This window comes from Flavivirga aquimarina, from assembly GCF_030540835.1.
GTDB classification, from domain to species: domain Bacteria; phylum Bacteroidota; class Bacteroidia; order Flavobacteriales; family Flavobacteriaceae; genus Flavivirga; species Flavivirga aquimarina.
Genome location: NZ_JAUOEK010000075.1, coordinates 1 through 16,986, shown reverse-complemented (window position 1 = coordinate 16,986; position 16,986 = coordinate 1). Strand labels below are relative to the sequence as shown.

Sequence of the window (16,986 nt, the reverse complement as noted above, 5' to 3'; positions counted from 1 at the left end):
TTAATAAGAATAATTATGAAAAAATATATATTTAATTATAAATCATATACTATAAAAGCCTTTATTTTTTTATGCTTTAGCATGTTAATAGTTCTTTGTTCTTGTAATGACGACGAAACAAACGGAGACACCACACCTCCAGAAGAAGTTACTAATGTAACATTCGAGCCCAATAATGGAGGAGGCACATTCTTCTATGATGTACCAGAAGATGAAGATGTATTACTTGTAAAGGCAGTTTATAAACTAGACAGCGAAAAAACTATTTTTAGAGCAAGTAGCTTTTATTCAGATTCTTTAAAAATAGATGGTTTAGGTTCTTTAAAGCCATATACCGTAGAACTGATTGCTGTAGACCGAGCAGGTAACGAATCTAAACCAGTAATTCAAGAAGTTACGCCTTTAACACCTACAACACAGCTTGTTTTGGCTACAGTAGAAGTAATTCCGTCTTTTTCAAGTGTTTTTGTTAGGTGGAAAAATCCTCAAAGAAAGAATATTGTTATAGGGGTAAATTATACAGTAAATGGTTTTACTGTAATAAAGAAATTTGCTAGTAATGAGTTATCAGAAAAAATTTTAATTGATAATTTAGAAACTAGCTCTCATGATATTTCTGTTTTTATTGAAGATGATTTTGAGAATAAAACATCGGCAAAGGTTTTTAACATTGAACCACTAGGAGATGTTTTACTAGATAAAACTAAGTTTTCTTTTTTAAGAGATGAGTTGCTACCAGATGAGATGCATGAAACATGGGTAGAACTAGATGATCAAGGCATGGAAATAACACAAAACAGAACGGTTATTCGATCAGAAAAAGAAGGCGGTTTTGAAGGCAATTGGAATGCAGAAGAACGCAATCCTGATGGCGAAATTCAATATTTCTGGGATGGCATAATAGACGATGGTATTCTAAGAAATAAAAACTTTTTTAGTACAGGACTATCTGGAAGCGTACCGTTTTCTTATTATATCGATTTAGGAGAAGAAGTAGTTATGAGCCGTTTTAGAGTATGGCAGCAAGATTGGAACCAGATAGAAACTGGTAAAGATCAATCTGGAAATGCATACAGCAATGGGAATGTTGAGATCTTTGAATTATGGGTAAGTAACGATAAAGTAAATTGGGAACGCATACGCAAAGCTATTATTGTTAAACCATTTGATGAAATTGAAGCCAAACAAGAAGCCTTAGATGGTCATCATTTCATTGTCTATGAAGAAGATCCTAGGTTTACAAAACCTTTTAGATACTTAGAGTACAGAGGCCTTCAACGTTTTGACGAAGCTGACGGAACTTGTTATGCATCAGAGCTATCTATTTATGGTAATCCTAATTAAAACTTAGATTCCCATAAAATGTTATTTAAATATAAAAATAGAATATTATGAAATTTAGTAATTCAATTATAGCAGTCATACTCTTAATTGTTTGTTTTTCTTGTGATGATTTAGATGATAAACATAGTGAGTATCTCAAAGAAACAGTATATCCAGGTAGGATAGACAGCTTAAGAACTTATTTAGGTATAGAACAAGTTTATTTAGCTTGGGATAAACCCACAGACAATAAAGCAGACAAAACAATAGTAGACTATGGAATAGAAACCATTGTTTTTGATGCTGCTATTGATACGTTAGTTGTAACAGGGCTTGATTCTGGAGAGACTTATAACTTTCAGGTGTATAATATTGATACAAATGAGAACCAATCGGTAAAACTTTATGCCGATTTACTTCCAGTTTCTAAAGATTGGATAGCTAGAAACCTGATGTTATCTCAACCAATTGTAACTCCTACAGATGGCGTTGATGTAAGCAGTCTAACCTTTAGTTGGAAAGCACTAAACAATGGTGTTATGCAGTATAAAGATGGACTAGAGTTTACCTTAACTGATGAGGATGAAAATGAAATCACTGACATGTCTGTTGAAAATAATGTTGATGAAGGTATCTTAATTATTGTAGCCTCTAATTTAGATATAAATAAAAGCTATACCCTTTCATACAAAATGAGTTTTAGTCCAAAAATAGATGACAAAGTAATTTTGGATACGACACCTCTAACGGGCGAAAAAACATTTGTTCCAAATGATTTTGCACTTGATCCCATTTATTTACTAACAGAATCTACAGGTTGGGATGAATCTTCGTTTATAACTATAGCGGCTGTTGAACCAGGTAAATATGTTGCTAAGAGTATTAGTTTAGGTATAGGAGAAGTGTTTAGAGCTTTTAAAGAACCTAGTTTATCGTCAGAAGAGCAATATGGTTTTTCTTCTTTCGATGTGGTTTCTGCTTTAATGAAAGTAAGCGATGATGGGCATGATAATTTACAATTAATATCGACTGCTCCTGGGCTTTATAATTTAACTATAGAAACCACTAGTAAAATTATAAGTATTTCGGGAACCTATGATGGAATAATAGAATTCCCGGGAACTTTACAAGCTGAGAATTATAACACAGGCGGACAAGGTGTAGCGTATAGTGATAATGAAGGTAATAACAGAGGTAACAGTTATAGAAATGATGGCGTAGACATTAGTGGAGGTCCTGCTCCAGGTTTTAATGTTGGTTGGACTAATGATGGAGAATGGTTAGCTTACACCGTAAAAGTACTAGAAACAGGATCATATAGAGTAAACTTTTCCATATCTTCATTAAATGCCACAGTTGGCCAATTAGTTTTAAAGTTTGATGAAAAAGAGGTATTAGTTTTTCAAGGTGTAGGAACAGGTAGTTGGAGTATTTTTACGAATCAACTAGCTGGTGATATTGAATTAGAAGCAGGGATTTATGAATTAAAAGTAGAAATGAGAAACCCAGGGCTTAATTTCGATGCGCTAACTCTAACTAAAAATTAACTGTAAAGAGAATCTACCATACTTATATTCAATTATTTGAAGCCCGATATGTTAAAAACGTATCGGGCTTCAATGTTTAATAATGAATGTAAACTCTTATTGAGCGTGCATCCAGCTATTTCTAAAAAATCAATGCTCTTTTTTCTCCTGCTTTTAATAAAACTTCCTCCTTCTTTCCTTTGGCTTGAACAATACAAGCTCCTCCTTTTTTTGAAATAACATGAACCTTTAACACCTCTTTGTCCCACTCCATATCAAACTCAAAACCACCACGGGCACGTAAACCTGTAACCTTACCATTAGACCATTCTGTTGGTATAGCAGGTAATAAATGAATAATAAAATCGCCATTCTCATTTTTTAAATGGCTTTGAATCAACATTTCTGCAATGCCTGCAGTAGCGCCTAAATTTCCATCAATTTGAAATGGTCCAATAGTATTCATTAAACTAGACTTTCTTCCTTTAGATAATAGTGTATTCAAGCTTTGATACGCTTTTTTACTTTCCAACATGCGCGCATGCATTAATAAGGCGTGGGCATGTGCCCAACCCATTCCGCCATGTCCATTAGCTTCTCTCCAAGCCAAAGTTTTTTTAGCTGCCTCAAAAAGTTCTGGTGTTTCTGGTGTAATTAATGAAAACGGATGCACTCCAAGTAAATGAGAAAGATGCCTATGACCTGCTTCTTTTTCCTCAACATCATTTCTCCATTCCATAATTCGACCATTATCATCTATTAAAATATGTGGCAGTTTTGTTTTTGCTATTTCTATTCTCTTAGTAACATCATCTTGAATATTCAATATGGAAGCTGCTTCTTGGGTCGCTTTAAATACAGCATTGATAATGGACACATGGTACGTTGAAGACGCAGTAATCCTTAACATCTCGCCAGATGCTACGTCCATATACATGTTTTCTGGAGATGCCGAAGGTGCAAAATGCCATGTGCCTTGTGCGTCTGAAACTAAAACATCTAAAATAAATTCGCTGGCACCACTAAGCATGGGATAGAGTCTTTCTTGCAGAAATACTTTGTCTTGCGTGTACTCATAATGATCCCAAAGATTCATAACCATCCAAGCGCCAGGTAAAGCATCTAGAACACCATTATTGAATTGAGAAGGAAATGTAGAAGCCGAAGGTGTTACTCTACCAAATGGGTTGGAAGCATGATGAGAAAACCAACCATTTGCGCCATACATTTCTTTTGCTAATGGTTTTCCTATTTCTGTTATTAACTCAAACCAATTGATTAAAGCATTAGTTGTTTCAGAAATATTAGTCACATCGGCAGGCCAATAATTCATTTGAAGATTTACATTTAGATGGTAATCGGCTTCCCAAGGAGCCCACATACGCTCACTCCATTTACCTTGTAAATTGGCAGGTAAAATTCCTGGAGACCTTGAGCTTCCAATTAATAAATATCTTCCAAACTGAAATAATTGTGCTTCTAAACCAGGATCTTTAGCGCCATTTTTATACGCTAATAGACGTTTATCTGTTGGAAGTGAATCGTTAATCGATTTGCCTAAATCAAGACTTACCCTATTAAACATAGCTGTATGTTCTTTAACATGTACGTCTTTTAATTCTTGCCATGATTTTTCTTGAACCTTATTTAATATGTCTGTGACTGTAGCTTTTGGGTTTATTGAAGTATCAAAATTTAACTTAGAGAGGTTATAATCTGTTGCAGCAGTAAAAAGAATTACTATTTCCTCTGCATTTTCAATAACCAAATCATTTTCACTAGCGGTCATGTTACCTCCAGAAATCTCTGTTTGTAATTCGCCTGCGAAACTCATATGTTTACCACCTTTGCCTGATCCTCCTGCATTATCATCATAAGCTTCTGGAGCTTCAACATCAACTATTTGACCATCTAAATAGAGTTTACCTTCTGGCGAAGCAGTAATTTTCACATCTTTTTTTCTATCTAATGAAATATTACAGCTTATTTTATTTTCACCTTTAGATGTCAATTTTATACAAATAACATCATCTACTGCTGAGATAAAAGATTCTCGAACAATTTCAGAATCACCAATACGATATGTTATTTTACTAATACCTGTAGCCAAATCCAATGTCCGCTTGTAATTTGAAACAGAATCGGATGCGTTAAATTTAATGAGAAGATCTGCTAAGGGCTCATAAGACCTAAAAGATGCAGGGCCAGCAACCATATTTTCTAAACCATACTTATTGGCTTCAATATTTTTACCAGCTATAAGCAGTGCTTGAACTTTTTTAAATTTACTCAGGTAATCATCCGCATAAGGATTACTAGGAACACCTGCCCATAAACTCTCCTCATTTAATTGGAATCGTTCAACATCAGTACCTCCAAAATTCATTGCTGCCAATCTTCCATTCCCCATAGGGAAGGCATCTACCCACTTTACAGCGGGAGATTCATACCATAAAGTAAGGTTGGTATCTTTATTTTGAGCGGTGCTTTCTTTCTGGGTGCATCCTAAAAACAGGATTACTAAAAGACTTAAAAAACCATGTATTTTACTCATAATCATTTGTTTATATAATACATTTTAAAAATTTGTTAACGTTTGCTTTCCATTCGCCGGTAAATTAATATCAATAAATTTGTCGCCAACTAACACTTTACAAACACCTCCTTTTTTTGATAATATAGTAGCTGCTATTAATTGGTTATTTTTCCATTCAAAATCCAACTCAAACCCACCTCGAGAACGTAATCCTGTAACACTTCCTGTAGCCCATTCTAAAGGCAATGCTGGTAATAAATGTATAATTGGATTACCGTTTTTATCATTTATATGACTTTGAATCAGCATTTCAGCTATACCCGCAGTACCTCCAAAATTTCCATCAATTTGAAAAGGTGGATGAAAATCAAAAAGATTTGTAGAAGTAGATTTTGCCAGAAGTGCTTTTACATTTTCGTAAGCTTTTTGAGGAGCTCCTAAACGCGCATAAAAATTAATGATCCAAGCCCTACTCCAACCTGTATGACCACCTCCATTAGATAAACGATATTCAATACTACGATTAATTGCATCTATATAATAAGGTGTATCGATTTGATTAAATTGTCTTCCTGGGTGAAGTCCATATAAATGACTTAAATGACGATGCCCTTTATTTACTTCACCAAACTCTTGAGACCATTCCATTAATCGACCATCCGATCCTATTTTTGGCATGGAAAGATTCTCCAACGCTTTTGTTACTTTATCTGTAAACGCGTCTTCAATTTTAAGTGCTTTTGCTGCCTCTAAAATATTAGTAAAATTATCCCATATAATTTCTTGATCCATAGCATTTCCCATATCCAAATTGGACGATATATTTTCGCCTTCTGGAGATACAAATTTGTTTTCTGGAGATGTAGAAGGGCCAGAAACTAATTTCCCAGATCTTGGATCTATGGTGAGCCAATCAAGTAAAAACTCAGCAGACTCCTTCATTATAGGATATGCACGTTCTTTTAAAAAAGTGGTGTCGCCAGTAAATCTATAATGCTCCATAAAATGTTGTGTACACCAAGCACCTCCTAAAGGCCACATACCATATTGAGGCTTTCCTATAGGTGATGTCCAATGCCAAACATCCGTTGTATGATGTACTACAAAGCCCTTTCTATTATAAACGTTTTTTGCTGTTTTTTGGCCTGATGGAATTAAGGTTTCTATAAAATCGAAAAATGGCTTATGACATTCGGAAAGATTGGTAACCTCAGCAGGCCAATAATTCATTTGCATATTTATATTGGTATGATAATCACTATTCCAAGGTGCTTTCATGTGGTGATTCCAAATCCCTTGTAGGTTTGCAGGTAATGAGCCTTCTCTAGATGACGATATCAATAAATATCGTCCATACTGAAAATATAATGCCATTAAACCAGTATCATCACTCCCCTGCTTAACAGCTTCTAAACGTTCATTCGTAGGCTTTTCTTTTAAAGGTGACGTACCCAAGTCTATAGTAACTCTTCTGAAAAGTTCTTGATAATCTGAAATATGGTCGAACATCATATTCTTTATAGATTTCTTAGAAGCTTCTTTTAATGTATTAGAGCATATTTTACTTAAATTATGCTTTAAAGGTTTAAATGGATTTTTTTTATTGTAATCTGTTGCAGATGCTATTAAAAGAACCACCGAATTAGCTTTGGTTATCTTTATATTTCCATCTTCGGAAACCATATCTCCTCCCTTTGGGATGGCTAATAATTGTGCTTCGTATTTTACTCCTAAATGCTTTCCATCATGACTTGCCTGACCCCATATCTGGATTTTATTCTTGCCTTTGGCATTAAGTATATAATCTGCAGGTCGGTCTAAACTAACATCTAGTGATATAGAATTCGGTTTATCTGCCGTTAATAAAACAGCAATAACATCATCTATAGCTGTTGCGAAAAAAGTTCTGGTATAATTAACACCGTTACTAGTAAAAGTAGTCTTAGCTATGGCTTTATCTATATCGAGTTGTCGGTTATAATTAAGCACTTCCCCTTTTAAATCAAATTTTAAATTTAAATTCCCTAGGGTTTGATTACTTCTTGGTGAGATACGCTTAGACATAACACTGTCTTGCACTAGCTTCTGCGCTTCCGCATATTTACCCGCGAAAATAAGTTTTCTAGCTTCTTCTACATATACATGGCTCCCTACCCTATCTTCTGGTATTGGAGGTCCCGCCCAAACAGATTCTTCGTTAAGTTGAATTTTTTCATTTTCTACTGCTCCGTAAACCATGGCTCCCAACCTTCCATTACCAATTGGTAAAGCTTCTACCCATTTTGTTGCTGGTTCATTATACCATAGTTTATTTTGGTAGTTTTCAATCGTATGTTTTGTTTCATCATTTTTTGACTGGCTCTGTACGTCTTCTTGATGAAAAACAATTAATCCAAGAAAAATAATTAATGATTTAAATACATTCATAAGTTTAAAATATTATATAATGATGTAATGATAATGAGCTAATATTAAAGTGATTTTACTAAAACCGTAGCGGCTTTCAAGCCTTTACTTTGAGCGCTAATTTTGATATCTCCTGCTTTTTGTGTTGATTTTACAATAAGAATACATTTTCCATTAAAAGTACTTCGTGTATTTCCTACAAAGCTTTCTTCGCTTTTTGGGTCTCCATTGTCTACTGCTAATATAGTACCTTCTCCTTCTACTTTAAAAACAATTTGATTAGAGGCTTTAGGAACAAAGTTATTGTCTGTATCTAAAATATTTACTTCTACATGTACAACCTCTTGGCCATTAGCCAATATGGTTTCGTTATCGATTAACAATTCTATTTTAGCAGGTTCTTTTGCTGTTTTTATCACTTTTTCACAGACCACATGTCCGTCTTTAATGCCTTTTGCTGTTAATGTTCCCGATTCGTAAGGCACATTCCAAACTAAATCCATTTGGTCTCCCATTTCTTTTTTCCCTAATGATGTATGGTTTAAAAATAACTCAACACTATCGCAGTTAGAATATGCGACAACTGGAATTTCAACACCTTCTTTACCTTCCCAGTTCCAATGAGGGAGTATATGCACCATAGGTTCTTCTGTCCATTGGCTCTGATAAAAATAATAAGTATCCTTAGGAAATCCACACATATCTATAATGCCAAAATTCCATAATCTTGCTGGCCATCTAAACATAGATTCTCCCAAATAGTCAAATCCTGTCCATCTAAACTCTCCTGCCATAAATGAGAAATCTCTTGTACGTCTCCATGAGTCTCTGGCTGATATGCGTACCATAGAGTTATCGTATGAAGAACTATAATATTTACTTATTTCTCCAAAGACTTCTTCTTTGGCTAAATCTGGAACTTTCATAATGCCTCCTAAAGGGTTTTTACCTCGATACCATGATTGGCTTTGATATTCTCCACGCGTTTGAAAAGTATGTGGAACTTCTGTCGCTACAAATTTTCTTTCTGGGTAGGTTTCATGATCTTGTTCATACATAAATGCAGAACCACCTCCACCATTATACCCAGTAACATCCAAAGCACTTGCAAAGCCACTCGCATTTGCTAAATGCATGTGTGTTATACCACATGTTATGGGTCTGGTATCATCGTGTTTTCTAACGATGTCCATTAATACTTTTAAGCGTTCTGTACCAATTTCAAAACAAGCATCTGGAATTTCGTTCCCAACACTCCATAATATAATTGAAGGGTGGTTACGATCTCTTTTTATTAATTCTGTAAGATCTCTTTCTGCCCATTCATCAAAATATAAATGGTATCCATATTTTGCTTTGCCTTCTTTCTTTTTTCTTCCAAATGGCCAAGATTCTATCCATTCATCAAAAGCTTCATCCATTACCATAAAGCCCATTTTATCACATAAATCTAGTAATACGTCACTAGGTGGATTATGAGCTGTTCTAATAGCATTACACCCCATATCCTTTAATATTTTCAATCTTCGCTCTAAAACCTTATCATTCATGGCAGCACCTAAAGCACCTAAATCGCTATGATTATTAACGCCTTTTAGCTTCATGTTTTCTCCGTTGAGCGTAAATCCGTTTTCAACAGAAAAGACAAAATCTCGTATTCCTACATTAGTAGAAATCTCATCTATAATTTTGTTATTTACTTTAATCTTAGTTTTTAACGTGTACAAGTATGGGTTTTCTGGCGACCATAATTCTGGATTGTTGAGCTCTATATTTTGAAGTAATTCTTTGTTTTCTTTCTCGATTGTAATTGCTGTTGATTCTAATTTGCTTAGTAATTGATTTTCTGAATCATACACTTCGTTAATTAATGTAAAACTTTTAGCTTCATTAAAGTCATTTTCAACAGTTGTTTTAATATCTATCGCTGTGATATCTTTAGACACAGAACGTGTCGTTACGTAAACACCATGTCTGGCAATATGTATTTTATTGGTTTTAACAAGCCATACATGCCTGTAAATACCCGATCCCGTAAACCAACGTGCACTTGGTTCTTTTGAATTATCTACTTTTACTGATAATATATTTTCACCTTCAAAGTTTAAAAAAGGAGTTAAATCGTAATTAAAGCTTATATAGCCAAATGGACGTTTTCCTAAATAGTTTCCATTTATCCATACTTCACTATTCATATATACACCACCAAACTCGATACTTATTTTCGATTCTGCATCAGATTTGTTTAAAGTGAATTTTTTTCTGTACCAACCTATACCGTTAGGAGCATATGCTCCAACATTTCCTGATGCATTTTCTTTTAAAAATGGTCCTGCAATACTCCAATCATGTGGTACATCTATATCTTGCCAATTTGCATCATCATATTCTGTATTTGCTGCATTGGGAAAATCGCCTTTTGAAAATTTCCAGTCGAAATCAAATTTTATTCTCTGTCTACTCGAATCGTTCTTTAAATCTTTATTGCTGCATCCTACAAAAATTAAACCTGCAATAATTAAATAAATCTTAAAAAATATTTTGTTTGACACCATGATAAATTTTTAAGGTTGATTATAATTACAAATATCTAAAATTTTGTTCTTCACTAATTAAAAAAGGGCAGCAAACCAGTATTTTACTACCCTTTAATAACTAACTCAAACTATTTAACACTTTTTTTTAATTAGCATACCCTGGATTTTGTTCTAATATAGCTTCTGTATTTCTTTCAATTTCCTGTTGTGGTATTGGCCATAAAGTATGATGATCTTCTATGGTAGATCCAGAAGTATATTTACCATTATAAAATGGATGATGAGCTCTTACTCTCTCAACCAATTTACCCATACGCTTTAACGTTAATATTCTATATTCTTCCATGTGTAATTCTCTGGCTCTTTCATCTAAAATAAAATCAATATCAACATCACCTGTAGCTATCAATGGCGCATTAGCCCGTGCTCTAATAACATTAATGTCATCAGCAGCCAAAGCTGCATTATTATTCCTAAAATGTGCCTCAGCTCTTAACAAATAGGTTTCAGCCAAACGCATGTGGTAATGATCCCTAAACGTTGAAGCTGCATTTCTTGTTACTTCTCCTGTAGAAAAATCTACAAATACTTCTTCTGGAAAATTACCAGCACACGTTGTTTTTGAAAAAATAGCTGACCAGAATCTATTAAAAGTATTAGCACTTGCTATAAGATTGTTTTCCACCATTTTTTGTCCAAAATAAGCTGAGTTTACATTATCTACTACCAAGTCTCTTATTATATTATACTCAGAATTACGCATATCGCCCGGGCTATCTGTCCAAACATCATTTAATAAATAATCTGATGGAGCAAACCAGCCAATACCACGTCCACCATTTTGTGATGTTGGACCAAGAAACAAATTAACTCCATCTGGACCTTGTATTGTACGGTAAACAGGCAAGAAAAACTGTGTAATAATACTACCTCTACCACCTCCAGTTGCTAAATATTCGTATTGTGCCACCCATATTGACTCGGTATTTCCACTACTCCGGTTTTGATTTTCTCTTCGGAATAAGTCCCAATATACATCACCAGGTTCATCCATGCGAGAGCCAAAACGTTCCGTCATCAACGCATAATTTGGGTTGTCTATAACAGCTGAAGCTCTTGCTATTGCTTTATCATAATCTTTAACTATAATATAGAGTTCTGCCAACAAATGATTGGCAGCCGCTTTTGTTAATCCGCCTTCTCTATTTAAATCCTTCAGTTCTGTTACATCAGGAAGATTGGCAGCTGCAAATTCTAAATCTTCGATACATTGAGCATATACTTCAGCTTGAGTTGCTCTAACAAAATCCCTTTTAGGAGTCGTTAACTCTTCAAGCACTAGAGGCACACCTCCATAAGTAATAGCAAGATACCTATACAAAAACGCTCTAAAGAACATGGCTTCAGCTTTTAATCTATTTCGCGCTTCTTCTGAAGAAAACTCAGTATTTTCTCCATCAATCCTACCAATAACGGCATTCGTATTTGCAATAATAGCATAAAACCTTTGCCACAGTACCCTAACATTAGCTTGCGTTGGTGTTAATGAATTCGAATATGAGTTTAGACCAATAACTTCCCTATTAGCAGCATACGCTACATCTGATGTGTATTGAGCTATGAATATAGAGTTAAGCGCACCCCATATAGTATACAAATCTGTTTCGTTATATATATGTGCTAGCGCTGCGTTAAATTGCTCTTCAGTTCTGAACGAATTATCAGCACTGTAAAAATCTATAGCTTCCTCTTTTAGCCATTCTTCTTCATTACAGGAGAAAAAACTAAAAAAGAGCACTGATAATAAAATTAGATATTTATTATTTTTCATAATCATGTTTTTTTTAAAATTCAACATTAATGCCTAAGGTATAATTTGCCATAACCGGTCTTGCTTGTGCCGTAGTTGAACCCCAAGTAAATCCTTGCCCGGTTTCTGGATCCCATCCTCGCCATTTTGTAAAAGTTGCAAGGTTCTTACCACTTATAAACAATTTCATGTTACTAAAGCCTAGCCTATCTAGCATATTACCTTTAAATGAATATGTGAGACTAACATCCTGAATACGCACAAAATTACGTTGCAAATAACGATTGGGTTCAGGAACTGCTGTTAAAGGCCCTTCTAAACGTCTAAACCTTGCATTCGGATTATCGGGCGTCCAATAATCCCATGCCCCTTTAGGAATATTTTGAACATCATAGCGGTCAGCACTTGTATTCTGTACTCCAAAAATTAAAGAATCAGTACCATAGTAAAAATCTTTACCTCCTTGTACTGTATTTATAAATGTATATAAGCTAAATTGTTTATAGGTAAACGTGTTGGCGATACCCAAACGATACGAGGGGTCTGTATACCCTAAAATCTTTCTATCAAAATTTGCGGAAAAATCTCCACTCTCATCTAAATCAGCAATTTTATAAGTACCAGGAAAAAATCCATTAGGAATATTACCTGCTGCTGCATCAGCTTCTTGCCACATCCCTATAATTTCATAATCATATATAACCCCTGTAGGCTCACCTATAAATAATCTATTTGCTACCAAGTCATCTTCAATGCCATCTTCATCATTATCAGCTCCTAATATGGAAACAACCTCATTTCTGTTTCTTGTAAAATTAACAGAAGCTTCCCATTTAAAATCTTGATTTTTGATGATTTGACCAGTTAATGAAATCTCCAAACCATGATTGGCAACTTCACCTATATTAGTATTAACATTGGTAAATCCAGTTGCATATGGTATTTGAATTGGATAAAGTACATCTTTAGTTGAATTGTCATAGTATTCTATATTACCTCTTAACCTTGACTTTAAAAAGGCAAAATCGACTCCAACATTTAATCCTGTAGTGGTTTCCCAGCCTAAGTTATTTTTTGCCAATGATACAATTTGTTGACCAATTGTGGCTGAATTACCGTCTCCAAATATGTAACTAGGACCGGCACCTACTATAGCCTGCGTATCATACCTACCAACAGCTCTTCTTCCTGTTGAACCGTAAGAGCCTCTAAACTTCAGATAGTTCAACCAATCGGAGGAGCCATCCATAAAGTTTTCCTCACTTAATACCCAACCTACGGCTACTGATGGAAAAATCCCTATTTTTTCGTTCGAACCAAATCCTGAAAATCCATCACGTCTTATAGTACCTGTTATCAAATATTTATTATCATAGCCATACTGTAAACGTCCCATGGTGTATAAGCTTGTTTCTTTTTCTCTTCCAGTATTGATCGTATTAAGAGTAGGGTCTCCCGCTTCTAATGAATCATACCCCAGTAAATCATTTACAAAATTCTGAGCGGATGCATTAGTAAAAGAGGTATTAACCTCCTCAACACCATATACTAGAGTTGCATTAACGTTATGAATATCATTAAAGGTTTTATTGTATGTAAGAATATGATCCAATGTCCAATTGTAAACGATTGATGAATTTTTAAATCCAACCCCAGTAAAATTGGAGTCGTAAGGGTCAAAATTATTACGATTTGCAGTTCTGTAATTTTGAGAAAAGTTTACACGATAATTTAAACCATCAATAGGCAGTTTAACGTCCATATGGATATTGGCAAATAAATTCAATCTTTTATCATCATCCTGAGTCTCTAGATCTAAAAGCGGATTAAACCACGTGCCTTGTAATATTTGCCTTGGAGATCCATCTTCTTCATACAAAGGTGTCCAGGGGTGTACCAAGGCTGCCGTGCCTGATCTCGGTGCTTCTCCAGAATAATCACTGGATGTCACAAAAGCTTCCGTACCAACACTTAGCCAGTCGTTAATTTTGGCATCCAAATTCATTCTATAATTAACTCTTTTATAAGTGTCATTTATTATAAATCCTTTAACATCTGTAAAACCTCCTGAGAAAAAATACCCAAAATCTTCAGACTTACCTCTTATACTTAAATTGTGTGTGTTTATATAACCATCTCCAGTTATAATGTCCCACATGCCATTATTGAAACCACTAGCGTAACCTTCTTTCATTTCTTCTGTTTCGAGATTAGCAAGTACATCCTGCCCTGGGTATGCATCAGCTAAAAACTCTTTTAGTTCGTCAGACTCCATAGGTTCCAGTGCATTACCAGTAGGTGTTTGAACCGTATAACTAGCTGAATAGTTAATTACAGGCTTACCAATAACCTTTCCTTTTTTAGTGGTGATTAATAGCACACCATTAGCTGCTTGAGAACCATAAATAGCTGCTGAACTGGCATCTTTTAAAATGTCAATGGATTCTATATCAGATTTATTTAAATCCACTAAATTACCTCTGTAAATAATGCCATCAACCACAATTAAAGGTGCATTCGCAGCAGCTCCAGATGTAAGTGAAGTTTGCCCTCTAACAGAAATTGTGGGGTCTGCACCTGCTGCATTCACAGCTCCTACGTTCAAACCTGCTACCGTACCTTGTAATGCTTGTATAACAGATACATTTGGTATTTCTTCTAATTTCTCAACATCGTAACTTGCTACAGCTCCTGTTAAATCTCGTTTTTTAGCTGTTCCATAACCAATAAGCACAATTTCGTCTAAACCAATCTCATCACCCTTCATTCTTACAGTTATAGTTGTTTGTGTGCCTACAAGGATTTCTTGAGTTCCCATTCCAATATAGGATATAACTAGTGTATCTTCAGGTTTTGCGTCAATGGAAAATTTACCATCAAAATCTGTCATTACACCTTTATTAGTTCCTTTTATAACTATAGATACACCTGCTAAGGGTATGTCAAACTCATCTGTTATTAAACCTGTAAGTTGGTTTTGAGCAGAATGTGATGTTGAAACTGCTTGTTTCACTTTAGGAGAAAGTACAATTTGTTTGTCTTTTAAGGTGATAACAATATCATTTTTATCAAAAATTAAATCAAGAATATGTTTAATTTTTTTCTTTTTTACCTTTAAATCAACTTTCCTTTCAACATCTACTAAATTATTATTATATAAGAAGAAAAACTCGCTATTTTTTTCAATTTCCAATAGCACTTCTTTTATAGATGTATTATCAACATTCAACGAAAGTTTTGTGTTCTGAGAATATGAATCAACGGGTTTAATCCCGAATGACGATAGGCAGATAATTAAAATTATCAGTCTCATAATTAAAAACATTTTTGATGGCAAAAAACTGCTAAACGTTTTCCACCCAGTTAAAATTTTTTTCATAATTTTGAATTGGTATTTAGTTAATACTATTTTAAATTACCTGAATGATTATTTCAGGTGTCGCAGGAAGGTGTTCGCCCACTTTCCTGTTTTTTTTGTACTTTTTAAATCATACGCATTTTGTTTTTAAGTTAATTGTTAGTTCGTTTTTTTGATAAGATCACTTTCCTGACACTAAAAGTGTTATCGTTTAATTTTCGTGACGGTATAATTTTATACTCCATTGGGGAAGACAAGCCTAACAGGTCTAACATTTGCTCTAAAGGTTCATCACGAAACGTAGCTGTAAATGCATATTGCAGCAACTCCTCATCTTCTATTACAATATCAATATTATACCACCTTTCTAAGCGTTTTATTATATAATCGATAGAATCACCATAAAATACCATATAGCCATCTTTCCAGGATGTATACTTTTCTATTTTAGTTTCTGAAGAACGGTTAATCGTACCTTTTTCAAAATTACATGTAGCAACATCTAATGATTTTAATTCCATGATGTCTTTTTGTTTCCCTTGATACTTTTGTATCAGACTTACTTTTCCATCAACTAAGGCTACAGACATAGAATTATAATCATCATAAGATGACACATTAAAAGATGTCCCATGCACTTTTACATTTACTTTTTTAGTATTTACAAAAAATGGTTTTGACTCATCTTTAGCTACTTCAAAATATCCTTCTCCATCTAAATACACTCTTCTTTCCTTCGCTTTATTAAAGGATATTGGAAATCTTAGTGTACTACCGGAATTAAGCCAAATATTTGTTCCGTCTGCTAAAAGCAACTTGGTTTTAGTACCATAGGCTGCTTTTACTTCTTGAAAAACTATTTCTTCGTTACCTTTAAGAAGAACATTACTATTAATAGCATATTTGACTAAAAAAGCAATTGAAATCAAAAGAGTAATAACTGCAGCTGGGGCATAAAACCTCCTTCTCTTTCTATGATGGAATTCACCTATTCGTTTTTTTGTTTTTGTTAAAGCTGCTTCTACATCCACAATACCAGGCGTTATTAGCGCCCCTGATTTTTCCCATAATTGCTTGTAATTATCGTACTTATCTCTATTTTCTGATGATTCACCAATCCATTCATTCAATATTACCTGTTCATGTTTCTTTAACACTTTGGTAAATGACTTAGCTATAATATGTTCGATTTCTGTATTTTCCATTTCGTATTTTTCTCAACCTTCGGTGAGTTTTATTAATGACGAATATGGAATTACCATACCCTACATTTAAATAATAATTTAATGTGAATCTTCTATGTTTAAGAGTTCAGAAGTCACTTCGAGACCCGTGCTAAAATTTAACTAGCGTAAGCAATGACGTAGTCGAAATGATAGTTCCATTGTCCTCCTGAGCGCAGTCGAAGGACTTGTTAGTTATTACCTTTAAAGCGTTTCGACTTTAGTTTATGCTGAGCATAGTCGAAGTACTCAACGTGACATATTAGA

The 16,986-nt window shown here is 34.3% G+C and carries 8 protein-coding genes; 2 read left to right on the top strand and 6 right to left on the bottom strand.

Features of this window, described 5'->3' with window-relative positions:
- Nucleotides 1–15 precede the first annotated feature (15 nt).
- Complete coding sequence (locus tag Q4Q35_RS06950; RefSeq protein WP_303277233.1) at nucleotides 16–1,344, top strand: DUF4959 domain-containing protein; 1,329 nt, start codon at nucleotides 16–18, stop codon at nucleotides 1,342–1,344.
- 47 nt (nucleotides 1,345–1,391) lie between these two features.
- Nucleotides 1,392–2,870, top strand: coding sequence for a DUF4998 domain-containing protein (locus Q4Q35_RS06945; RefSeq protein WP_303277232.1), 1,479 nt, complete (start codon nucleotides 1,392–1,394; stop codon nucleotides 2,868–2,870).
- A 121-nt stretch (nucleotides 2,871–2,991) separates the two neighbouring features.
- On the opposite strand, the gene Q4Q35_RS06940 is transcribed toward Q4Q35_RS06945, so the two are convergent.
- The 6 genes from Q4Q35_RS06940 to Q4Q35_RS06915 all read right to left on the bottom strand — a co-directional run bounded on the left by Q4Q35_RS06940 (nucleotide 2,992) and on the right by Q4Q35_RS06915 (nucleotide 16,701).
- Nucleotides 2,992–5,403 (bottom strand): glycoside hydrolase family 95 protein, encoded by a 2,412-nt coding sequence (locus Q4Q35_RS06940; protein WP_303277231.1) that lies wholly within the window; start codon nucleotides 5,401–5,403, stop codon nucleotides 2,992–2,994.
- A 24-nt stretch (nucleotides 5,404–5,427) separates the two neighbouring features.
- Complete coding sequence (locus Q4Q35_RS06935; protein ID WP_303277230.1) at nucleotides 5,428–7,812, bottom strand: glycoside hydrolase family 95 protein; 2,385 nt, start codon at nucleotides 7,810–7,812, stop codon at nucleotides 5,428–5,430.
- Between the two features lie 44 nt (nucleotides 7,813–7,856).
- Complete coding sequence (locus Q4Q35_RS06930) at nucleotides 7,857–10,346, bottom strand: glycoside hydrolase family 2 TIM barrel-domain containing protein (protein ID WP_303277229.1); 2,490 nt, start codon at nucleotides 10,344–10,346, stop codon at nucleotides 7,857–7,859.
- Between the two features lie 127 nt (nucleotides 10,347–10,473).
- A complete protein-coding gene (locus tag Q4Q35_RS06925; RefSeq protein WP_303277228.1) occupies nucleotides 10,474–12,159 on the bottom strand; it encodes a RagB/SusD family nutrient uptake outer membrane protein in 1,686 nt (561 codons plus the stop codon).
- 13 nt (nucleotides 12,160–12,172) lie between these two features.
- A complete protein-coding gene (locus Q4Q35_RS06920) occupies nucleotides 12,173–15,451 on the bottom strand; it encodes a SusC/RagA family TonB-linked outer membrane protein (RefSeq protein WP_303277227.1) in 3,279 nt (1,092 codons plus the stop codon).
- Nucleotides 15,452–15,648: 197 nt separating this feature from the next.
- Nucleotides 15,649–16,701 (bottom strand): FecR family protein, encoded by a 1,053-nt coding sequence (locus tag Q4Q35_RS06915; protein ID WP_303277226.1) that lies wholly within the window; start codon nucleotides 16,699–16,701, stop codon nucleotides 15,649–15,651.
- Nucleotides 16,702–16,986 lie beyond the last annotated feature (285 nt).